The sequence below is a fragment of the Aeromonas salmonicida subsp. salmonicida genome, from assembly GCF_001643305.1.
In the GTDB taxonomy this organism is placed as follows: domain Bacteria; phylum Pseudomonadota; class Gammaproteobacteria; order Enterobacterales; family Aeromonadaceae; genus Aeromonas; species Aeromonas salmonicida.
Genome location: NZ_LSGW01000118.1, coordinates 89,993 through 111,980, shown reverse-complemented (window position 1 = coordinate 111,980; position 21,988 = coordinate 89,993). Strand labels below are relative to the sequence as shown.

Annotated in this window: 20 protein-coding genes and 2 pseudogenes; 9 read left to right on the top strand and 13 right to left on the bottom strand. The window is 58.9% G+C overall.

Annotated elements, in window-relative coordinates:
• Positions 1–15 precede the first annotated feature (15 nt).
• A complete protein-coding gene (fghA, locus tag AXW79_RS21700; protein ID WP_005320043.1) occupies positions 16–852 on the bottom strand; it encodes an S-formylglutathione hydrolase in 837 nt (278 codons plus the stop codon).
• Between the two features lie 50 nt (positions 853–902).
• The gene (locus tag AXW79_RS21695; protein ID WP_005320041.1) at positions 903–2,030 is read right to left on the bottom strand and encodes an S-(hydroxymethyl)glutathione dehydrogenase/class III alcohol dehydrogenase; all 1,128 of its coding nucleotides are present in this window, start codon (positions 2,028–2,030) and stop codon (positions 903–905) included.
• Between the two features lie 120 nt (positions 2,031–2,150).
• On the opposite strand from AXW79_RS21695, the gene AXW79_RS21690 reads away from it, so the two are divergent.
• On the top strand, positions 2,151–3,056 hold the full coding sequence (locus AXW79_RS21690; RefSeq protein ID WP_005320039.1) for a LysR substrate-binding domain-containing protein: 906 nt from the start codon (positions 2,151–2,153) through the stop codon (positions 3,054–3,056).
• 70 nt (positions 3,057–3,126) lie between these two features.
• Here AXW79_RS21690 and AXW79_RS21685 read toward each other — a convergent pair whose 3' ends face one another.
• The 4 genes and pseudogenes from AXW79_RS21685 to AXW79_RS21670 form a co-directional block, all read right to left on the bottom strand.
• Complete coding sequence (locus AXW79_RS21685; RefSeq protein WP_005320037.1) at positions 3,127–4,092, bottom strand: ABC transporter permease; 966 nt, start codon at positions 4,090–4,092, stop codon at positions 3,127–3,129.
• Between the two features lie 2 nt (positions 4,093–4,094).
• Complete coding sequence (locus AXW79_RS21680) at positions 4,095–5,213, bottom strand: ABC transporter permease (RefSeq protein ID WP_005320035.1); 1,119 nt, start codon at positions 5,211–5,213, stop codon at positions 4,095–4,097.
• Positions 5,214–5,292: 79 nt separating this feature from the next.
• Positions 5,293–6,873, bottom strand: a complete 1,581-nt coding sequence (locus tag AXW79_RS21675) for an ABC transporter ATP-binding protein (protein WP_005320033.1) — start codon at positions 6,871–6,873, stop codon at positions 5,293–5,295.
• Between the two features lie 83 nt (positions 6,874–6,956).
• Positions 6,957–7,954 (bottom strand): annotated as a pseudogene (locus AXW79_RS21670) (BMP family lipoprotein).
• Between the two features lie 428 nt (positions 7,955–8,382).
• On the opposite strand from AXW79_RS21670, the gene uvrD reads away from it, so the two are divergent.
• Both uvrD and AXW79_RS21660 read left to right on the top strand, forming a co-directional pair.
• Positions 8,383–10,554, top strand: a complete 2,172-nt coding sequence (gene uvrD, locus AXW79_RS21665; RefSeq protein ID WP_005320031.1) for a DNA helicase II — start codon at positions 8,383–8,385, stop codon at positions 10,552–10,554.
• Between the two features lie 554 nt (positions 10,555–11,108).
• Positions 11,109–11,228 (top strand): hypothetical protein, encoded by a 120-nt coding sequence (locus AXW79_RS21660; RefSeq protein WP_005320028.1) that lies wholly within the window; start codon positions 11,109–11,111, stop codon positions 11,226–11,228.
• Positions 11,229–11,580: 352 nt separating this feature from the next.
• Here AXW79_RS21660 and AXW79_RS21650 read toward each other — a convergent pair whose 3' ends face one another.
• Positions 11,581–11,835, bottom strand: a complete 255-nt coding sequence (locus AXW79_RS21650) for a hypothetical protein (protein WP_043144335.1) — start codon at positions 11,833–11,835, stop codon at positions 11,581–11,583.
• An 879-nt stretch (positions 11,836–12,714) separates the two neighbouring features.
• Between AXW79_RS21650 and AXW79_RS21645 the strand changes: the two genes are divergently transcribed.
• Positions 12,715–13,215 carry a DUF1993 domain-containing protein gene (locus AXW79_RS21645; RefSeq protein ID WP_005320018.1) on the top strand — a complete coding sequence of 167 codons (501 nt, stop codon included), beginning with the start codon at positions 12,715–12,717 and terminating at the stop codon, positions 13,213–13,215.
• Positions 13,216–13,310: 95 nt separating this feature from the next.
• Here AXW79_RS21645 and AXW79_RS21640 read toward each other — a convergent pair whose 3' ends face one another.
• The 3 genes and pseudogenes from AXW79_RS21640 to AXW79_RS23490 form a co-directional block, all read right to left on the bottom strand.
• On the bottom strand, positions 13,311–13,760 hold the full coding sequence (locus tag AXW79_RS21640; protein ID WP_011899221.1) for an SRPBCC family protein: 450 nt from the start codon (positions 13,758–13,760) through the stop codon (positions 13,311–13,313).
• 74 nt (positions 13,761–13,834) lie between these two features.
• A complete protein-coding gene (locus AXW79_RS21635) occupies positions 13,835–14,347 on the bottom strand; it encodes a cupin domain-containing protein (protein WP_005320010.1) in 513 nt (170 codons plus the stop codon).
• Positions 14,348–14,544: 197 nt separating this feature from the next.
• Positions 14,545–14,682: pseudogene (locus AXW79_RS23490) on the bottom strand (DUF3313 domain-containing protein); the annotation flags it as partial.
• 450 nt (positions 14,683–15,132) lie between these two features.
• Between AXW79_RS23490 and AXW79_RS22605 the strand changes: the two are divergent.
• From AXW79_RS22605 to AXW79_RS21625, 3 genes are read left to right on the top strand one after another with little or no spacing between them, the layout of a single operon-like run.
• Positions 15,133–15,291: a DUF3309 family protein gene (locus AXW79_RS22605; RefSeq protein WP_005320005.1), complete on the top strand. Its 159-nt coding sequence runs from the start codon at positions 15,133–15,135 to the stop codon at positions 15,289–15,291.
• Positions 15,292–15,318: 27 nt separating this feature from the next.
• The gene (locus AXW79_RS21630; protein ID WP_005320002.1) at positions 15,319–15,738 is read left to right on the top strand and encodes a BON domain-containing protein; all 420 of its coding nucleotides are present in this window, start codon (positions 15,319–15,321) and stop codon (positions 15,736–15,738) included.
• A 33-nt stretch (positions 15,739–15,771) separates the two neighbouring features.
• Entirely contained in the window at positions 15,772–16,059 is a 288-nt protein-coding gene (locus tag AXW79_RS21625) for a sll1863 family stress response protein (protein ID WP_005320000.1), read from the top strand.
• Between the two features lie 326 nt (positions 16,060–16,385).
• On the opposite strand, the gene AXW79_RS21620 is transcribed toward AXW79_RS21625, so the two are convergent.
• Positions 16,386–17,546, bottom strand: coding sequence for a CgeB family protein (locus tag AXW79_RS21620; RefSeq protein ID WP_005319997.1), 1,161 nt, complete (start codon positions 17,544–17,546; stop codon positions 16,386–16,388).
• A gap of 517 nt (positions 17,547–18,063) precedes the next feature.
• Here AXW79_RS21620 and AXW79_RS21615 point away from each other — a divergent pair.
• Positions 18,064–18,747 carry a chromophore lyase CpcT/CpeT gene (locus AXW79_RS21615; RefSeq protein WP_005319994.1) on the top strand — a complete coding sequence of 228 codons (684 nt, stop codon included), beginning with the start codon at positions 18,064–18,066 and terminating at the stop codon, positions 18,745–18,747.
• Between the two features lie 26 nt (positions 18,748–18,773).
• On the opposite strand, the gene AXW79_RS21610 is transcribed toward AXW79_RS21615, so the two are convergent.
• Positions 18,774–19,661 carry a LysR family transcriptional regulator gene (locus AXW79_RS21610; RefSeq protein ID WP_005319992.1) on the bottom strand — a complete coding sequence of 296 codons (888 nt, stop codon included), beginning with the start codon at positions 19,659–19,661 and terminating at the stop codon, positions 18,774–18,776.
• Between the two features lie 101 nt (positions 19,662–19,762).
• On the opposite strand from AXW79_RS21610, the gene AXW79_RS21605 reads away from it, so the two are divergent.
• On the top strand, positions 19,763–20,383 hold the full coding sequence (locus tag AXW79_RS21605) for a LysE family translocator (protein ID WP_005319989.1): 621 nt from the start codon (positions 19,763–19,765) through the stop codon (positions 20,381–20,383).
• Between the two features lie 110 nt (positions 20,384–20,493).
• Here AXW79_RS21605 and AXW79_RS21600 read toward each other — a convergent pair whose 3' ends face one another.
• Positions 20,494–21,603: a YeeE/YedE thiosulfate transporter family protein gene (locus AXW79_RS21600; protein ID WP_011899217.1), complete on the bottom strand. Its 1,110-nt coding sequence runs from the start codon at positions 21,601–21,603 to the stop codon at positions 20,494–20,496.
• Positions 21,604–21,988: the final 385 nt, after the last annotated feature.

Below are 21,988 nucleotides of genomic sequence, written 5' to 3'. Positions count from 1 at the left end.
ATGGGCCTGTTTTGATCAGAGATGGCGGGCGTGGAAGCGCAGGTGTGCCTCGATAAAGCTCGCCACAAAGTAGTAGCTGTGGTCATAGCCGGGGTGGCGATTGAGCTCCAGCGGCCAGGCCTTGCTGGCGGCAATATCCGCCAGGGCATCGATGTGCAGCTGCTCGGCGAGGAAGGGATCGTCCAGCCCCACATCCACCAGGGTCGGCAGCGGTGTTACCGGGTGGTGGCGCAGCAGCTGGCAGGCATCCCACTCCTGCCACAGCAGGGGATTGTTGCCGAGGTAGGCGCCGAGCGCCTTCTGCCCCCAGGGGCAGCGGCTCGGGTGGCTGATGGGGCTGAAGGCCGACACGGATCGGTAGCGACCGGGCTCGCGCAGGGCGGCGATCAGGGCGCCGTGACCCCCCATGGAGTGGCCGCTGATGGCGCGGCGGGTCGAGACCGGGAAGTGGGTCTCTATCAGGTCAGGCAGCTCGCGGGTGACGTAATCATACATCTGGTAGTGATCACGCCAGGGGTTCTGGCTGGCGTTGACGTAAAAGCCTGCCCCCATGCCGAGATCGTAAGCGGGATCGTCCGCCACTCCTTCGCCGCGGGGGCTGGTGTCCGGTGCCACCAGGGCGATGCCGAGCTCGGCGGCGATGCGGTGCGCCCCCGCCTTCTGCATGAAGTTTTCATCGGTGCAGGTGAGGCCGGAGAGCCAGTAGAGCACAGGCACCTTCTGGCCGGTGAGGGCCTGGGGCGGCAGATAGATAGCGAAGCGCATCTCGCAGCCGAGCACGCTGGAGCTGTGGCTGTAGCGCTTGTGCCAGCCATCGAAGCTCTTGTTGCTGCTGATAATGTCCAGATTCATCGAGGAACTCCTGCACCCCGCCCGTCGAGGGACGGGCGGGGTGATCATGCTCAGTAGTGAATGACGGTGCGGATGCTCTTGCCTTCGTGCATCAGCTCGAACGCCTCGTTGATTTGCTCCAGCGGCATGGTATGGGTGATGAAGTCGTCCAGCTTGAACTCCCCCTGCATGTAGCGCTGCACATAGCTCGGCAGTTCGCTGCGACCGCGCACGCCACCGAAGGCACTGCCGCGCCAGACCCGGCCGGTGACCAGCTGGAACGGACGTGTGCTGATCTCCTGGCCAGCTCCTGCGACGCCGATAATGACCGACTCGCCCCAGCCCTTGTGACAACACTCCAGCGCCGCGCGCATCACTTTGACGTTGCCGATGCACTCGAACGAGAAGTCGACGCCGCCGTCGGTCATCTCGACGATAACCTCCTGGATGGGCTTGTCGAAATCGTTCGGGTTGATACAGTCGGTGGCGCCCAGCTTGCGGGCCAGCTCGAACTTGCTCTCGTTGATGTCGATGGCGATGATGCGACCGGCCTTGGCGAGGCGGGCGCCGATCACGGCGGAGAGACCAATGCCACCCAGCCCGAAGATGGCGACGCTCTCACCTTCCTTCACCTTGGCGGTGTTCATCACGGCGCCTATGCCGGTGGTGACGCCGCAGCCGAGCAGGCATACCTCTTCCAGCGGGGCGGCCGGGTCCACTTTGGCGATGGAGATTTCGGGCAGGACTGTGTACTCACTGAAGGTGGAGGTGCCCATGTAGTGATAGATGGGCTGACCATCCTTGGAGAAACGGGTGGTGCCGTCCGGCATCAGCCCCTTGCCCTGGGTGGCGCGGATCTTCTGGCACAGGTTGGTCTTGCCGGATCTGCAGAACTTGCACTCGCCGCACTCCGGGGTGTAGAGCGGGATCACGTGATCACCCACCTTGACGCTGGTGACGCCTTCCCCGATTGACTCGACGATGCCGCCGCCTTCATGGCCCAGGATGCAGGGGAAGACCCCTTCCGGATCTTCGCCGGATAGCGTGAAGGCATCTGTGTGGCAGACGCCGGTGGCGACGATCCGCACCCGCACTTCACCGGCCTGGGGTGGCATGACCTCCACCTCTTCGATGGAGAGGGGCTGGCCCGGTCCCCAGGCGATGGCGGCTTTACACTTGATGCTTTGAACCTGTGCCATGAATGACATCCTTCTTGTTGCGGTAGGTGAACAGAGATGAACTCAGGTATGCAGTGTAGTTTCCCTTCGATTTGGTGATAATAAGGCTAAATATCAAATCACTTTTACACACAGGTAATAATGCTCGGCTGGGAAGGGATCTGTGAATTTGTCAGTGTGGCGGAGCAGGGGGGCTTTACCCCGGCTGCGCGCAAACTGGGGGTATCGGTGGCGCAAGTCAGCCGGCAGGTGGCACAACTGGAAGACAGGTTGCAGGCCAAGTTGTTGCTGCGCACCACCCGTCAGGTGCGGCTTACCGAGCTAGGCGAGATCTACTATCGTCACTGCCGTCAGCTGCTGGACAACCTCTACGAGGCAGAGCTGGCGGTGGGACGCCATCAGGCGGTGCCGCAGGGTTCTCTGCGCATCACGGCGCCCGTCTCTTACGGTGAAAGCCGCATCGCCCCGCTGGTAAACGACTTCATGGTGCGTTTCCCCCAGCTGGAGGTCACTCTCAACCTCACCAACCAGCTGCTGGATCTGGTGCACGAAGGTTACGATCTGGCGATCCGGCTTGGCCACCTCAAGGATTCGAGTCTGGTGGCGCGCAAGCTGGCGCAACGGGTGCCCTATGTGTGCGCCTCGCCAGCCTACACAGCCCGCCACGGCATGCCCAACAGCCTCTCCGAGCTGACCCGCCATACCTGTCTGGTGGGCAATGGCGACGAGTGGTACTTCACCCTGGATGGCCGCCCTCACAGCGTCCGGGTGCACGGTCTGTTGCAGTGCAACAGCGGCCACGCCCTGCTGGATGCGGCGCTCAAGGGGATCGGCATCATCCAGCTGCCGGACTACTACGTGAGTGACCACCTGGCCCGGGGGGAGCTTATCGAACTGCTGCCTGAACTGCGGGCACCGGAGGAGGGGATCTGGGCCCTCTATCCCCACAACCGCCACCTATCTCCCAAGGTACGGCTGCTGGTGGACTATCTGGCCGAGCGGCTGAGCGATCCTAACCAACCCGCCCTGGTTCGCCCGGTTGGCTGAGTGTGCGGGCGGCATGGAAAGGACATAAAAAAGGCCCACTTCCGTGGGCCTCTTGTTGAGAGCAGCAGGGTTACTCCCGCTCCTTGACGTAAGGGGTACCGAGCGCCTTGGGGGCCACCGCCTTGCCGATGAAACCGGCCAGCAGGAACACTGTCAGTATGTAGGGCAATGCCTCTATGGCCTGCACCGGAATGGCGAAGTCACCTATGCTGACCCCTTGCAGCCGGATGGCGACCGCATCGAGGAAGCCGAACAACAGGCAGGCCGCCATGGCACTCCAGGGTTTCCACTTGCCGAACACCAGTGCCGCCAGTGCCATAAAGCCCTTGCCCGCGCTCATGTTGGGGATGAACTGGGCCGTCTGGGCTACTGCCAGATAGGTGCCGCCGATACCGGCCAGCAGGCCGCCGATAATGAGCGCCGTGTAGCGCATCCGCACCACAGAGATACCTGCGGTGTCGACCGCCGCCGGGGCCTCGCCCACCGCCCGCAGACGCAGACCGAAGCGGGTGCGGAACAACACCCACCAGGCCAGCGGCACGCAGGCAAATGCCACGTACTCCAGCAGGGAGTGACCGCTCAGCAGCTCGCTGTAGAGCTGGCCTATCACGGGCACGTCATACAGCTCCCTGGCATAGGGCAGCTCTATGGGGGCGAAGCGGGCTGCACCGGACAGCGCCGGAGTCTGGCCACCCTGATCGAACCAGTAACGGCCCAGGGTCACGGTCAGACCGGCCGCCAGTATATTGATGGCCATGCCGCTTACCACCTGATCGCCTCTGTGGGTGATGGTGGCAAAACCATGCATCAGGGCGAACAGGATGGAGACACCCACGCCGGCGCCCAGACCCACCCAGGCAGAGCCGGAAACAGCCGCGGCCGCTCCCCCGGTGAAGGCGGAGGCCAGCAGCTTGCCCTCCAGCGCTATGTTGACCACACCGGAGCGCTCGCAAAACATGCCAGCCATCGCAGCCAGAATGAGCTGCGGTGCGGTACGAATGGTCGCATCCAGCATCAGGATCAGCAGTTCAAACATGATCACACTCCCTTGGCTTGCGCGGTTGAGCGATTGGCAAACGCCAGATAGAGCTGCTCGATGCGCGGACGCATCATGTGCTCAAGGGCGCCACAGAACAGGATCACCAGGCCTTGCAGCACCACCACTATGTTGCGGTCGACCCCGAACTCGAAGCTGAGTTCGGCGCCTCCCTGATAGAGGAAGCCAAACAGCAGGCTGGCGATGATGACGCCGACCGGGTGGTTGCGTCCCATCAGCGCTACCGCGATACCGGTGAAGCCAAACCCTTCCACGAAGTTGAGCTTGATCTGGTGCAGTTCTCCCTGCAGCACGTTGAGGGCGAAGAAGCCCGACAACATGCCGGAGATCACCATGGCCAGGATCACCACCTTGGGATAGGAGATGCCCGCGTAGGCGGAGGCACTCTGGCTCGCGCCGACTGCCCGTATCTCGTACCCCCAGCGGGTATGCCAGATGAAGACCCACACCAGGGCCGCACAGATCAGCGCCCAGAAAAAGCTGATGTTGAGCGGGCTGTTCGGCATCTCCATGCCAACACCGCTCGCCAGCTCGCTCATCTTGGGCAGCCAGCTCGTGACGGCAAACACCTTGCTCTCGGTGGCCATGGAACCGGGCGGCTTGAACACCTCGACCAGCAGATAGGCCATCAGGGAGGCGGCGATGAAGTTGAACATGATGGTGGTGATGACGATGTGGCTGCCACGCTTGGCTTGCAGCCAGGCCGGGATAAAAGCCCAGGCCGCACCGAACAGACCACCGGCTATGATGGAGAGCGGCAGCAAGAGTACAAACGGCAAGGTGTCGCCGAGCAGCAGACAGACCATGCCAACCCCGAGGCCGCCGATATAGGCCTGACCTTCACCGCCGATGTTGAACAGACCTGCGTGAAAGGCCACTGCCACCGACAGGCCGGTGAAGATGAAACCGGTCGCGTAGTAGAGGGTGAAACCGACCCCTTCACCGGTACCGAAGGCGCCATACCACATGATCTGGGCGGCATCGACCGGATTGATGTCGAGGTAGTAGAACAGGATGGCCGACACCAGGAAGGCCAGCAGTATATTGACCGCGGGCAGCACGCCTACGGAGATCCAGGCAGGAATACGTGCTTGGCTCATCAGTGGGCCTCCTTGGCAATCTCGTCAGGCACCCGCTGTGCCATCATCCAACCAGATACGATGCAGCTAGAGAGAGCATTCATGTTGTGGCTCCTTGGGGCTGGCTTGCCGCCACCTCATCGGGAACTATGTTCGCCATCATCAGGCCGATTGTGCGCTCATCTGCCTTGGCGGCATCCAGCTCGCCGACGATGCGACCGTCGGCGATGACCAGGATCCGGTCAGACAGGCTCATGATCTCGTCCAGCTCCACCGATACCAGCAGCACAGCCTTGCCCTTGTCGCGCATGGCGATGATCTGCTGGTGGATGTACTCGATGGCGCCTATGTCGACCCCGCGGGTCGGCTGACCTATCAACAGCACATCCGGGTCCTGCTCCACCTCCCGGGCGATCACCAGCTTCTGCTGGTTGCCACCGGAGAAGTTGGCCGTCTTGTGATCGGGGTGGGGCGGGCGCACATCCCACTTCTCCATCTTGGCCTGACAATCCTGCTGGATCGCCTCCTTGTTCTGCAGCCAGCCCTTGTTGTACTGGGGGCGACGGTGATAGCCGAGGATGAAGGCCTCTTTCGCCTCGAAGCGGTTGATGAGTCCCATCTTGTGCCTGTCTTCCGGCACATGGCCGAGGCCATAGTTGCGCACCCGCTCCGGGTCGGCTGGATGAGCCAGGCTCACCTCGTGAGTCTTGCCGTCGTTGGTGATGGTGAAACTGCCCTTGCTGGGCTTGAGGATGCCGCCGAGCAGACTGAGCAGCTCGGACTGGCCGTTGCCGGATACCCCGGCGATGCCGACCACTTCACCGGCTCGCACCTCGAAGCTGACGGATTTGACCCTCTCCACCTTGGCGTCATCGATATAACTGAGGCTGTTGACCTTGAGCTTGGCTGCCCCCGGCAGATTCGGGCCCTTGTCGACCTTGAGGCGTACCTTGCGGCCCACCATCAGCTCGGCCAGTTGCTCCTTGTCGGTATCCTTGGTCGCCACGTGGGCCACCATCTCGCCGCGGCGCATGATGGAGACCTGATCCGTGATGGCCAGGATCTCCCGCAATTTGTGTGTGATGAGGATGATGGTCGCGCCCTGATCCCGCAGCTTTTTCAGCACCTCGAACAGGTGATCCGCCTCTTGAGGGGTCAGCACGCCGGTCGGCTCGTCGAGGATCAGGATGCGGGCGCCGCGATAGAGCGCCTTGAGGATCTCGACCCGCTGTTGCAGGCCCACCGGCAGATCTTCGATCTTCTCGTGCAGCGGTACGTCGAGACCATAGTCCCGCGCCAGCTCGCCGAGCAGCTTCTCGGCCGCCGCCAGACTCTGGCCCAGGTGCCAGCCGTTCTCCGCGCCGAGGATGACGTTCTCCAGCACGGAAAAATTGTTCACCAGCATGAAGTGCTGGTGCACCATGCCCACGCCTGCGGTGATCGCATCTTGTGAGCCATGGGGGTTGAAGGGGTTGCCATCGATGAACATCTCGCCTCTGTCGGCGTGGTAGAAACCGTAGATGATGCTCATCAGGGTCGACTTGCCGGCGCCATTTTCGCCGACGATGCCGTGAATACTGCCTTTTTGAACCTTGAGGTCGATCTGCTTGTTGGCGTAAACGTCGCCGAACCGCTTATCGATACCCCTTAATTCGATGGCATAGCGATCTGTCTGGTCCATGATGCAGTCCTTGCGAGTCATGAAAAGAGACTAAAAACCGGCCCGTGCGGGCCGGTCATCGGGTTGAGAGTCGTAGCGGTAACTCAGTATTTGCAGGTGCTGTCGCTCATGTAGTCATGCACCTTGACCTTGCCGGCAATGATGTCGGCCTTGATGGCTTCCACCTTGGCTTTCATCTCGGGGGTGATCAGCTTCTCGTTGTCCTTGTCGAGTGCCCAATCCACACCGCCCTCGGCCAGGCCCAGGTTCTTGATCCCCGGTTTCCAGGTGCCTTTGGCGGCATCATCTCAGGTTTGGTAGGCGGCCAGACCGACCGACTTGACCATGGAGGTCAGCATGGTGCCGGTTGCAGGTGGTTCTGGTTGGAGTCAACGCCGATGGCGAACTTGCCTTCGTCCTTGGCGGCCTGATAAACACCGATGCCGGTACCGCCAGCGGCGGCATAGACCACATCAGCACCCTTGTCGAACTGGGACTTGGCCAGCTCGGCACCCTTGGCCGGGTCAGCAAACGCAGCCGGTGTGGAGCCTGTCATGTTCTGGAACACTTCGATCTTCGGATTGACGTACTTGGCACCCTGCTCATAGCCGCACTGGAACTTGCGGATCAGCGGTATGTCCATGCCGCCCACGAAGCCGACCTTGCCGCTCTTGGAGGCGATGGCAGCCAGCGCACCCACCAGGAAGGAGCCTTCATGCTCCTTGAAGATGATGGACTGCACGTTCGGCTTGTCGACCACCATGTCGATGATGGTGAACTGGGTTTTCGGGAATTCGGTCGCCACTTTCTCGACGGCCGAGCCCATGTTGAAGCCGACGGCCACGATGGGGCCGTTGCCACGGCTGGCCAGACGACGCAGACCCTGCTCGCGCTGGGCTTCGTTCTGGGGTTCGAACTCCTTGACCTTGACCCCTTTGTCCTTGTTGTAGACTTCGACGCCGTTGCGGAACACGGCTTCGTTGAACGACTTGTCGAATTTGCCGGCGGTGTCATAGATGACGGCGGGTTGGGTGGCTGCCTGGGCAGAGAGGGCAGCGAGAGTGAGGGCGGCCACGGTGGCCAGCTTGAGCACTTTAGTCACGATCGTATCCTTGATTGTTATGTGAGGGTCCACAGCCTGCCGGAGCAGGCATAAAGCACGCTGGCTAACTGTAAGTGAGCCATGGAGCGGGTCAAGCAGATCATAAAGGAAAAACGTTTGCGGTAACGGTTTGAAATATAAGCAGATCAATTTATAAGTGTTTGTTTTAATGTCTTTTTTTAGATTTAAATTCTGTGAAATACAGGCTTCAAACGACATTTGTGTTTATATTCATATGGTTATAAGCAAGCGTTTTCTTCTGGACGGAGGAGAAGCGGTTTCTATTGGTGCCGGTTTATGATTTTCCCCGTATCGGCCTGCCACCAAGCCGCCCCTATACAAGCGCAGCGGTTCGTCATTCACTCGGATTTGGTCTGTGGCGCCACAGGTCGTATAATCCCCGCCTGTATAAATAAACAGGAGTGGTGATGGACGTTTCAACCCTGCTCGACGGGCTCAACGACAAGCAAAGAGACGCGGTGGCGGCCCCTCGCAGCAATCTGCTGGTGCTGGCGGGCGCCGGCTCGGGCAAGACCCGGGTGCTGGTGCACCGTATTGCCTGGCTGATGCAGGTGGAGCGTTGCTCACCCTTCTCCATCATTGCCGTGACCTTTACCAACAAGGCGGCGGCCGAGATGCGCGGCCGGGTCGAGAAGGTGTTGGGCAGCATGCAGCGCGGCATGTGGATCGGCACCTTCCACGGCATCGCCCACCGCTTGCTGCGGGCCCATCATCTGGACGCGGGCCTGCCGCAGGATTTCCAGATCCTCGACTCCGACGACCAGTACCGCCTCATCCGCCGCGTCATCAAGGCGCTCAACTTGGACGAGAAGCACTGGGCCCCTCGCGCCGTGATGAGCTACATCAACGGCAAGAAGGATGAGGGCTTGCGCCCCGGTGACATCGATCTCTACGGCGACCCCGTCACCCGCACCTATCAGCAGATCTACAAGACCTATCAGGAGACCTGCGATCGCTCCGGGCTGGTGGACTTCGCAGAACTCTTGCTGCGCGCCCACGAGCTATGGCTCAACAAGCCCCACATCCTCGAGCACTACCGGGATCGCTTCCAGAACATACTGGTGGACGAGTTTCAGGATACCAACGGCATCCAGTACGCCTGGCTGCGGATGCTGGCAGGCGACAGCGGCAAGGTGATGATCGTCGGCGACGATGACCAGTCCATCTACGGCTGGCGCGGCGCCAAGATAGAGAACATCCAGCGCTTCCTGACCGATTATCAGGGCGCCGAGACCATCCGCCTGGAGCAGAACTACCGATCCACCGCCAATATCCTCAAGGCCGCCAACTGCGTCATTGCCAACAACTCTGAGCGGCTCGGCAAGGAGCTATGGACCGAGGGGGCCGAGGGTGACCAGATTTCGCTCTATGCCGCCTTCAACGAGGTGGACGAAGCGCGCTTCGTGGTCGGCCGCCTCAAGGATTGGAAAGAGAAGGGCGGCCTCTTGGCCGACTGCGCCATCCTCTATCGCTCCAACGCCCAGTCGCGGGTGCTGGAAGAGGCGCTGATGCAGGACGCCATGCCCTACCGCATATACGGCGGCCTGCGCTTCTTCGAACGGCAAGAGATCAAGGACGCCATGGCCTACCTGCGGCTGATCAACAACCGCGGCGACGACGCCAGCTTCGAGCGGGTGGTCAACACCCCGACCCGTGGCATCGGCGATCGCACCCTCGAGATCCTGCGCACCAACGCCCGGGATCAGGGGCTGAACCTCTGGCAATCGGCCAAGGGACTGCTCAATGACAAGGTGCTGACCGGTCGCGCCGGCAACGCTGTGCGCGGCTTTGTCGATCTGATCGATGCGCTGGAGGAACAGGTCGGCATGCTGCCGCTGCACCAGCAGGCGGATATCGCCATCCAGAATTCCGGTCTCAAGGCCATGTATCTGGCGGAAAAAGGCGAGAAGTCCCAGGCACGGGTAGAGAACCTGGACGAACTGGTCACTGCCTGTCGTCAATACAACCGCCCGGATGAGCTGGAAGAGATGAGCGATCTGTCAGCCTTCCTCGCCCACGCGGCGCTGGAATCCGGCGAAAATCAGGCGGACGAATACGCCGATGCGGTGCAGCTGATGACACTGCACAGCGCCAAGGGGCTGGAGTTCCCGCTGGTGCTGCTGGTGGGCGTGGAAGAGGGCATGTTCCCCAGCCAGCAATCGACCGAGGAGTCGGGCCGCCTGGAAGAGGAGCGCCGCCTCTGCTACGTCGGCATGACCCGCGCCATGGAGAAGCTCTATATCTGTTATGCCGAGAGTCGCCGCATCTATGGCCGCGAGATGTTCCACAAACCGAGCCGCTTTATCCGCGAGATGCCCGCCGAGTGTCTGGAAGAGATCCGGCTGCGCACTCAGGTGAGCAGACCCACCCAGTACGGCCGCTTCAGCCAGAACGAGGTGCAGCAGAGCTTCGACGCCAGCGGCATCACGCTCGGCCAGCGGGTGCTCCATCCGAAATTCGGGGAAGGGGTGGTACTCAACTTTGAAGGGGTCGGCCAGCAGAGCCGGGTGCAGATCCAGTTCGACGACGTCGGCGCCAAGTGGCTGGTGACGGCGTATGCGAGATTGGAGGCGCTGTAATCCCCTCACCCTGACCCTCTCCCAACGGGAGAGGGGATCATCCCCGCGATAGTCTTTGCCTCCTTCTCCCATTGCGGGGGAGGGGTCTGTTCCCGTGATCGTCTTGCTCCCTTCTCCCCTTGCGGGAGAGGTGCTTGTTCCCGTGATCGTCTTTGCTCGCTTCTCCCCTTGTGGGAGAAGGGTTGGGGATGAGGGGGCGCTTGCAAATGGTGTCTTGGCTTGCTGCTGATGGCACGGCTGGCGCCGTGCAGGACGCGAGGGCATGGCCCTCGACAGGGTTTCGCCCGCCCTTCGGGCTTGGGCGAGTGACTTTGGAAAGACCCAAAGTCACCAAAGGTCTTCTCCCCCGCCAATCCGCTGGCTTTGCCAGTGCCCTCGGGCCAGAGCCAACGTCGGACGGGCCGCCGCAGACGGCACATCCCTGTGCCGGCTGCGGCTACGCCATCATCCCTGATGGCGTCCCTGACGTTGCCTCTGACCCTCGGCGGATTGGAGGGGGATCAATACCGTGCCCACCTGTGGCTTGGGGGCTTCATTCGATATTCCGGTAAGGAGTGGAACTCAACTTCGAAGGGATCGGCCAGCAGAGCCGGGTGCAGATCCAGTTCGACGACGTCGGCGCCAAGTTGCTGGTGACTACCTACGCCTGGCAGCAATCACCCTTATTTCTGTAGCTTTTTCGCTGCACCAACCCGGCTCTTTAGGTCGGGTTGGTTTTATGTATAGTGATATTTAATAGTCAAAGTATTATTCTATTCGAGAATGTTGAATTAATTACAACTAAATTGCTTCAAATAGTCCTTCACATTTGAGTCATCACTGTTTAATTTCTTGTTGTTATAGTTAATGTTGTGAACGCCCTCATCCTTATTTATTTTAGTCATGATATCTCTTAATTGTTGCACTGTTTCTTTGTTTCCGGTTGTACTAATTAACGTATTGTTGATGTTTGATGTTATGACATGTATTATTTTTTTCTTGTCTTCTAATTCATCTTTTACGCTGTAAAGAGAAGTTTTTGTCACTTCATGAGTTTTTTTCCTTATTAAGAGGGTTTTGCATATTCAAGTCCTCATTTACATAATCCCTTAACAGCCCCATTACAGCAGTGAATGCGATCACTATTGCGATCCCAAGTTGGATAGGGAGAAAAGGGGATGCTGATTGCATATCACTCTTAAAAAAATCCATTGCATAAAATGTCACTGCTGATGCAAGTAAAGTATGCAGCGCAGATAAAAACTTCCCTGTGTGTTTTAAGTTTAAAAAACGACTCCACATCTTCTCACCTCAATTTTCCGTAACTGAACGGTGCGGGAAGTTATTTTCATTCAATGCGTTACTAAACAAAATTGGAGCGATGGATAATATTGAAAGAGATGATAAAAGTAATGTTGGCGAGTCATTTTCACCAAAGGACAACATTTCTTGTATAAATATTACTTGGGTTTTTTTGGATTCGTTACCGACATATCTGGTTTTTATTAAAGGGCTGCTGGCACTGAATGAATTTATTACCCTGAGAATTTCCAATTCTGAGATTTTCTTGTTAATCAAGAATTCAAAATTAAGTTTAAATACAACTAGGCTATTTTCATCTTTTGCAATCTCTAGAAATCTGAAGGTGACGGATTTGAATTTAAAAACACCTTTTATTACCCTTTTATTATCATTTTATTCATTGTCACCTTCGTCTGAGGTAACAACCAAATCACTAACGGAATTTATTTTTTGCAGATTTTCAATAACTCTTGAACGCATTTTATGGCCTTGCTTGTAAGTAATGATGAATTCTATTTTAAAACAAGTCGACTGGTGAAATCTAGGGCCGTACGTTCGATTAGCGAAGCGTAATCGGACGATTGCGGATTTTTACGTTAGTGGTTTCGGACAGTCGTTTCTTCGACACCTTTCTGGGACATCCACCTTTCTGGGTAAGCCGCAACCAGGCTGGTGATGGGATGAAAATCTGGGACCCCCATCTTTCTGAGCAAGCCTTAGCCAGGTTAGTGATAGGTAAAAGATGGGTGTCCCAATATGCAGCTTCCTGTCGATGGGCATACCTTGTCGCGGCGGTTGTGGGGTGGGGGTGATACTGCGAGGGGATGCGCTATAGTGGTGCCGCTCGTTTAACTGCCTTCAACCAACCGAGAACGCACCATGAACCGTGATATTGCTGCCCAGTTTATCAAGATGCTGACCAACCTCGACCTGTGCCTGGCCAAGGCCGCCGCCCATGCCGAGGCGAAGCAGTTCAATGTGGAGAACTTCTTCGGCGATCGGCTGATCGTCGACATGCTGCCACTCAGCAAACAGGTGCTGATCTGCTGCGATTCGGCCCGTACCTGTGTCGCCACCGCCAGCCATGGCGAGCAGCCCGTGATGGGGGATGAGCCGAAGACGATGGCGGATCTGCGCGCCCATATCGCCAAGACCATCGCCTTTTTGCAGAGCAAGCTGGATGCCGATTTCAGCCAGTTCGAGAGCGGTCGCTACGTCCCCCACTGGGCGGGCGGCAAGGGGATGGACGGTCATACCTGCGTGCATGAGTACGCCATCCCCAACTTCTATTTCCACCTCACCATGACCTATGCCCTGCTGCGCCGGGCCGGGGTCGATCTCGGCAAGCGGGACTATCTGGGCGGGTTGAACCTGCAATAAGTCTCAGGGTTGCCAGAATGAAGAGAGCCTGCCATGTGGCAGGCTCTCTTTTTTGGGCTGGCCGACGCGCGCAACCCGCTCGGGCCTGTGCCCGGCTACTCCGCCGGGATCTCGGGTTCGACCAGGGCAGCCAGCTGGGTCAGGGACTCCTGCCAGCCGAGATAGCACATCTCCACCGGTATGACCTCGGGGATCCCGGCCTGCTCGATGGCAAGCTCGGTGCCGCAAAGCACCTCGGTCAGGCTGATGGTCACCTGCATCACCCCTGGCAGGTTGGGGTCGTCGAAGCTGTCGGTGTAGCGGATGCGCTTGCCCGGCTCCAGTTCGAGGTACTCGCCGCCAAAGGCGTGGGCATGCCCGCTGGCAAAATTGCAGAATGACATCCGAAACGAGCCGCCAACCCTGGCCTCCAGCTGCGCCACCTGGCAGGTAAAGCCGTGGGGCGGCAGCCACTTGGCCAGCGCATCCGCCTCGATAAAGGCCCGATAGACCCGCATCGGCGGCGCCTTGAGCACCCTGTGCAGTCGTACTGTTCCCGTCGTCATGATCAACTCCTCCTGATTGAGATCCGCATCAAGGATAGTCGCCAGCGCTGGGTCATTCCGGTATGAGCGCCGGATCAGAAAGGACCGTTACTGTCGCGCAGCTTGTCGGGCAGGCCGTCATGATCACCCAGCTCGCGCTCGGGGACATCGTCCCAGTGCAACTTGCCGAGGGTGATATTGCGCTCGGGATGAACGGCGTAGTGGATACGGTTGTCCTCCCGATCGGTATCGCCGATGCAGAGCAGCCGCACCGGCTCCTCGGTGTTGTTGATAAAGGCGTGGGACAGCCCGTCACCGGCCTTGAAGCCCACCGAGTCGCCCGGTTGCAGCCGATAGAGTTCGCCGTCGAGCCAGACATCCGGCGTCCCTTCCAATACGTGGACGAACTCGTCCTCGGTCTTTTCGGCGTGGGGCCAGCTGGTGCGGTGACCGGGCTCGACGATCTCGTGGTGAATGCCGATCCGGCTAAAGCCAAAGTGTTTGCCGAGGGCGCAGCCGCGGGAAAGCGGCTCCTGACTGCCGGAGTAGTAGCGCGGCGTCTGCTCTTGCAGCTCGCGCCAGTGTTTGATGCAGGGGTGGCGATTCATAGTGGTTCCTTTTCTATGAGGATGCAGTCACGGGAGGGTCATCCTAACTGCCAGAATGCGGGGGAGAAAAGCAGAAATCGGCAGCCGGTTTCACTACTGATGGCGAGACGGCGGACTCGGCTACGTGTCGCGCGCCCGTCCAGCAAGGGCTGTGCGGCCATGTCAAAGGCAGCGGTGCGGATGCTTATTTGCCGCTGTTATTTTCCGATATTGTCCGCCAGCTGTTTGGCGCGGCTGGGAGCCCACTGGTCGATCATCTTCTCCATCTCCTCGGCGGTGATGGGCTCATCCTTGTGGGTGCTGTCAGGGCTTTCGCGGGCATCCATCACCCAGACCGGCTCCCTGTCCTGTGCAGTGTCATGGTTTGACGCTGTGAGTGTGGGCGGATGCAGAAGATGTTGTGGGTGACAGAAGCGGTATGGGCCACCAAGGGAATGCGTTTGCAGACTCCTTGCAGAATGAGCCCGTCGCCTCCGGCCGCTTGGTGTTGCACCGGGTCAATAACCTTGCTGATGCAGCCGCGACGCGGGCTGCAGGGGTGCCAATGAACTGACCAAGAAGACGGATTGTCAGTTGAGCCAGCAGGATCATGGTCGACGAACGTCAGATGTCGGGCTGGCTTTGCAGCATCCAGGTGGTCGATTTCATCAGCGAACCGCTCTCGCTCCACCATATCGAAGGGGTTGTCTGTGCGTTGGAGAACAGACCAGACCCCGTATCCGGAGCACCATTACCACGGCATGGGTCGTTTATGTCATCCAATATGCAACATTTAGGAGAAAGAAATGACCATGGGAACCATTCTGCTGATCGTTCTTGTCTTGTTGTTGATCGGCGTCATTCCAAGCTGGCCGCACAGCCGAGGCTGGGGTTACGGCCCAAGCGGCGCCATTGGACTGGTGCTGACCATACTGCTCATCCTGGTCTTGCTCGGCAAGATCTAGGCAACCTAGCACCGGAGAAACCACCACATGATACAAAGCAAAGCTATCCTCATCGCCATCTCGCTGCTCCTCACACTCGGGGTGAGCGGATGCGACCAGCCAGGGTCGGCCGAACAGGCCGGCAAGAAAATTGATGACGCCGCCAGCGAGACTGGCGAGAAAGTCGATGCAACCGTCGACAAGTATGAAGACAAGATGACTGAGCAAACTGCCAAAAGTGCCCAGTCCTGGAATGACACCGAAGTGACGGCCAAGGTCAAAGCCGAGTTCCTCAGCGAGCCTGGTTTGAAGTCAATGGACATCAGTGTCAACACTGTCCAGGGTATGGTCACTCTGACCGGTACTGTCGATTCGCGAATCAACAGCGACAAGGCCAGTGCCCGTGCGATGGCCATCAGCGGCGTCAAGGGTGTCGTTAACCAGCTCGTTGTCACGGCTGTCCAATAACGCTATCGCTCATCAGCACCCAAGGAGAACACCATGGAAGTGCAAAAGGCATACAAGGAAAAGTTGAATGCTCAGCTCAATGAGTGGAGCAGTCAGATCAATCTGCTGGAAGCCAAAATGGAAAACATCTCGGCCGATCTGAAAGTCAAACGGGCGAAAGAGATCCAGGCTTTGCGTGCCAAACAGCACGCTGCCTCCGACAAGATGGATGAGCTCGGCAAGGCAAGCGGTGAATCCTGGGAGCAGGTCAAGTTGACCGCTGACAAGATGTGGAGCGACCTGAAGACTGGTCTGGCCGAAGCCCAGTCGAAGTTCAAGTAAGCACTGAGTTTTACGCCTTTGGGCCAATCTGGTCCGGTTGCGAAAATCAGGCATAAAATCATCATTCCAGCGAAAGCTGGGATGATGATTCTCTCATCTGGCCGCACCCCCCGGTGACTGCGCGCTTCACTGAAATACCCCATCAAGGCCGGCGCGGTTCAGCGACAGGCCGAATCGATACACACCACAGCACTACATCAGTCCGGGTCTGTGGAAAAGAGGCTGCGGCTGCCGCTTTCTGACACGCCAAAACATTCATCCCCCCCTCAAGTGCCGATTTGGCATGGTCAAATTTGCTCACACTGCGCCGGGTTTCAGAACCGCTGTCAGTTGTTTGAATACTCCTGGGCTTCAAGGTGCGGTGTGGCCTGCATGGCACTTTGTACTGTCTGGAACAGAGTGATCAGGCGTGATCGATAGGTGTGGTGAGTCAATACCGTCAGTTGCCCATGGGCGGCGATGGCGGCGCGTTCTTCCTCGTGGCTCAGGTAATAGCGGCAGATCTCCAGAAGGTCCTGCTCGTCGCGGAAGATCACCAGATCCTTGCCCGGGGTAAAGAGGTGATGCAGGTCTTCCTTGTCATTCGTCACCATAAACCCACCCGCTCCCAGTATGTCGAACACCCGCATGGGCAGACCCGACTCGACGAAGCTGCGGATCAGATTGAGGTTGATCCTGCTGCGTTGAAAGAGGCGCGGCATCATCTCGTAATGTTCGGCGTGTCCGCAGTAGGCGTCGGTACGTGTTGCCCACTCTTCGTTTCCGTACACGGCTACTCGCTCAAACCGAGCCTCCAGTGCCCGGATAGCGGCCACCCTCTCCCGATAGGAGTGCTCGCGCCCCAGCAGATAGACCAGTTTTTCCTGTTCGCTCAGGTAGGCGAGCCCGCTGAGCGGGTACACCTCCTTCACGATCTTCAGATGAGCCGCCGTGAGTTGTTCGGTCAGGGAAAAGCAGGCTGAATGCGTATCGAGTTGTGCAATCAAGTCTTCCAGTATTTGCAGTTGCCCAGCGGCTAGCCGTGGTCTGATGTGGGTCTGGTATTCCGAAGGGGTCAAGTTGGCGATGAAGGAGACATCGTGATCATAGCCGGGCTCTGCGGGGATCAAGCGCTGCTCGTTCACCGCTACCGGCAGGTAATAGACGTTGCCCTGACTGCGCTCCTTGAGTCTGCTTGCCACGGCCAGGTCGTAGACAAACGTGAAAGAGAAGGGGTTGCAGATCGCCTCCTGATACAGGCCATAGCAAGGGGTGTCGACCACCCATGCAATGTAGGGCTTGCGCAAAGCTTCGGCTGCTTGAGAAAGGAAAGGGTTGAAGTTGATGCTGAAGAGATAATCGAAGGAGAGAAACGGCAGTTTGGTAAACACCTCGGGCGAATAGGTCATGGGTATCACGTTAAACCCCAGTGCCTGGAGTGTGTCCATGCAATCTCTGGCTATGGTGGCATGCTCAAAGCAGAGCACGGTTGCTGCCTGATCCTTCATTTTTTCTTCCCATTATCCATCGTGTTCCCCGTCATGGGGACGCGCCACAAGCCCTTGAGGCCACCTGCTTGTGCGACAGCCCAAGATGTCTGCAAACCAGTTATTCCCTGATGGCAGGCCTGTTACCCCATCACTGGATGCACCTGTTTTCCTGACAACCTCCTCTTCACTGGGCTTAAACAGACCGGCAGTAAGGCGGCGTTGCCTGGATGTGGCCTTTGTTCTTCTTGGATAAAAGAAAGCTTCGCATGAGGCCGTTTTGTCGGCAATCACCCAAGCTGGGGGGGATGGCAACATGCTGTCCGCGGTAGAGGTTGCTCGCGAGATTGATGATCCGGGGTGGCTTGTTTCAGTGGTTCACTGGTTGCCGCTCTCATCCTTGTTGCGTATCCGCCGTCAGCTTCTTTCGCTAACACTGTGATTTTTCAGTGGATTGGTAAGGATTTGATCAAGGTTGAGGTTATTGCGGCCATTCGCTCATATAATCGCCGCCATGAAAATGATTCGGATGGATTCGATGGTCACGCTGATGGCGGCCCTGTTCGGGCTGCTCTGCACCAGTCTGGTATGGGCGGCACCCACACCTTTTGTCGCCATTCCGACCGGCCCGTCAGCGGCCAGTGCGACAACGACCCGGGTCGGCATGGAGCCGCTGCTCTCCTGGTTTACCGGCGAGTTTTCCAGTCGCGAGCAGGCCGGCTATGACACTCGTTTCACCAGCGCCGAGCTGCGGCTGGTGGAGATTTGGCCCGGTTATCAAGGCTTTCGCTGGGTCTATGCCGAGCAGTTCCTGACCGAGCGCTCGGTGCGCCCGTTCCGTCAGCGTATCTACCGTTTTTCTCCCGTGCCCGATGGCCGCATCCTGATGGCCGAACTGACCATGCCCAGAGCCGTCGACTTTGCCGGTGCCTGGCGCGACCCCGGACTGCTTGACTCCCTTACCCCGCAACAGCTCTCTTTGCGCCAGGGCTGCGAGGTCTGGCTGAGCCGTCAACCCTCGGGGGAGTATGCAGGCCACAGCAAGGTCGGCAGCTGCGCCACCAACTTCGGCGGTGCCAGCACACTGGTGCAATATCTCTGGGTCGGCCCCGACAGCGTCAGATTGCTGGATCGCGCCTACGACAACGAGGCCCATCAGCGCTGGGGCAGCCCGGGTGAGGGTTATGTCTATCTGCGCAAGGTGAAGCAGCGCGGGGAGTAGCCGGCCTGGTCTCCCTCTTGAGCGGGCTAATCCAGTTCATGGCGCTGCTCGCTGAGATAGTCGATCAGCAGTCGAAGCCGAAGCGGCATGGGTTCGCGGGCGGGATAGAGCATATTGACAGGGCGAGGGGCGGGCAGAGCATCCGGCAGTATTTCCAGCAGGACGCCGCTTTCCAGCTCCGGAGTCAGCAGGGCCCTGGGTTGCAGCACTATGCCCGCATGGTTGATCGCGGCTACCTTGAGGGCGCTGCCATGGTTGCTGATGAACTGGCTGTCCCACAGGTGCAGGTGTTCGAGGGGAAAATCCTCGGCCAGGCTCGATTGTGTCAGCCAGGGGGTGAAACCCAGGCACTGATGGCGGGCCAGGTCAGCCAGTGCCATGGGGGTGCCGTGGCGTTGCAAATAGCGCGGCGAGGCGCAGAACACAGAGGTTGAGCTGGTCAGTGGGCGAGCGATATAGGCGGCATCCTTGGGGGTGCCGACCCGAAAGATGAGGTCAAAACCGTCGCCAATCACATCGACCAGCCGATCGCAGAGATCCAGCTCGATGCGGATCTGTGGATACTGCGCCATGAAGCGGCACAGCAAGGGGGTCAGCCGATAGCTGCCGAAGGTGATGGGGGCATTGATGCGGATCTTGCCCGCAGCCTGACCTGTGTGGGCCCGGGTGTTCTGCTCCAGTTCCCGATAGTGCTGCAACAGGTTCTGGCAACCGCCGAGGTACTCTCTGCCCGCCTCGGTCAGGCTCTGGCGGCGGGTGTTGCGATTGAGCAGACGGGATCCGACCCTGGCCTCCAGCCACTTGATGTACTTGCCTATCATGGCCGGCGTCATCTCGAATCTCTCCGCGACGGCACTGAAGCTGCCCGCGCGGGCGACCTCGACGAAGATCTCGATGGCGGTCAGACGGTCCACTCTAAACTCCTGGTTTATAAAGCCGAGCGCCACTATGTCTGGCTGGCGAAGCGGCTGTCAATATACTGGGCGGCACTACACCGACCATGGAATGCCCTGTGATGAGTCTCGAATATTACGCCCTCTACCTGCTGCTCGCCGTGGGGACTGTGCTCAGCCCCGGGCCTGCGGTGATCTACACCATAGGCAACACCCTGACCCGGGGGACCCGCCACGCCATCGCCGGTTTTGTCGGAGTGGCTGTGGGGATCCTGCTGGTGGCGACCCTGGCCTCGCTGGCTGTGCTCTGGTTTACCCACTGGTTGGCCGAGGGACAGCAGATCCTGACCCTGGGTGGCGCCCTCTATCTGCTCTATCTGGGGGTGAACTCCTGGCGTCAGCGCGCGGTCGGCCCGGTCGTCGGGGCCTCGACCGATCGGGATTGCGGCCGCAGTTTCGCGAAGGGAGCGCTCATCAGCCTGCTCAATCCCAAGGCGATCATCTTCTTCACCAGTCTGTTTCCCCAGTTCATCGATTTTCGTCAGGGGGCGCTGGGCCAGTGCATGCTGCTGGCACTGACCTTCAGCGCCGTTGTGCTGGTGGTGCACGGCGGCTACTGTCTGGTGTTTCGCTGGGTAGGCTTGCAGGGGTATGGCGAGCGTTTCGCCAGAGGTATCAACCGGTTGTCGGCCGTGATGTTCACCGGCTTCGCAATCCTGCTGCTGATGAGGGCGCTGGGCTGAAGTAAAGGAGAGAGCTGGTGGTATGACGCCCGCTCCGCGGTCATCAGGCCGGGACATAAGGAAAGGTATTTCAACGGGATGGCGCACTTGTGCGCCATCCCGTTACTTCATTAGAGCTTGAACAGCGGCCGCAGGCGAATGCCGATCAGGCTGCCGGCCAGGGCTATCAGCATCCAGACCCAGCCGTGCAGGCTGCCCGACGCCGTGCCATCGAAGAAGCCACCCAGATTGCAGGCGCTGTACATGGCGCCCATCCCCATCAGCAGGCCGCCCAGGATGGATGCCAGGCTGTTGCCGAGCCGCATCGGGACGAAGTTGCCGCCACCGTTGATGCAGCGCGCCAGCATGGCCCCCAGGATCCCCAGCCAGAACATGCCGACCATGGGGTTGATGAAGAGCGGCTGGGCCAGTTTCGGGTTCCCCTCGAACAGGCCGAACAGGGAGGCGCCGCGCAGCGCCATGTCATAGACGGCGCCCGTGATGGTCCAGGCAGAGCCGTGCAGGGCGACCACGGAGGAGTTGAGCAGGGCGATGAGGATGCCGCCGGTCAGCACGGTGAAGCGGCCGTCGCGCCAGAACAGGTTGCCACCGCTGAAGAGGGGCTTGAGCTCGCCGGTGCGTTTGAGTTCGCTGTTGCGAAACAGCAGGAAGAGCACGGCGACCAGCGCCAGGTTGAGCAGCATGCCGCTCCAGAGATTGCCGGTCAGATCCTTGGCCAGTACCACCTGGCTGGAGAAGGTAGCCTCCAGCTCGGGGCGGAACTGGTTGCTGATCAGGGTGCCGATGCCGTAGCAAATCAGCACCAGCCAGAAGCGGGGTTGCCCCTCGCCGCAGCAGTAGAGGGTGCCGGTGGCGCAGACGCCCGCCAGCTGCATGCCGATGCCGAACAGGAAGGCGCCGACGATGAAGGGAATGCCGATGGCCATCACGTTGCCCACCATGGCGTCGCCAAACAGGGCGTGGCTAAAGGAGAGGAAGCAGGTGAACAACAGAATTTCGATGGCGATGGTGAGCAGGTGAACCCGCACATAGTAGCTGTTGCGCTTGGTCAGCATTTCGCGCCAACCGAAGACGATGCCGAAGCGGCTGAAGGAGAGGGTGAAGCCGAAGCCGAATCCGATCAGGGCCATCAGAGCCCATTTCATACCAAAGGTGTTGCCGAGCCAGAGTAACGCTCCCCCCGCGAGTACCACGATGGGGAGCGACCATTTTCGATTCATCTTGTTGTTTCCTGTGCGTCATGTGTGAGTGGAAGCCGTGCATCCTATTCCCACATTGAGTCCGATTCCAGCGCGGATCCGTGCCTGTGGCGGAAAATGAAAGCAAAACCCCATCCAGATCAATTCCTGGCAAGGGCCCATGGCGAAATGAGTATGAATCTATTTCAGGGGCGGGAAATAATGGTGTGACGAGTGTGAAACTAATTAAATGGAAAAAGATGAATTTAAATTTTGCGCCCTCGAATGCTTTTGGGTAGAATCTCGGCGTGTTATCAACAGATGGAAGGATATTATGGAAAGCGACAGTTGTAGCCGATTGCAAATCGCGATGTGGGCTTGCCAGAGCTGAGGTTGATATCCTTTCTTCCCCCTCACTCTGATTGCT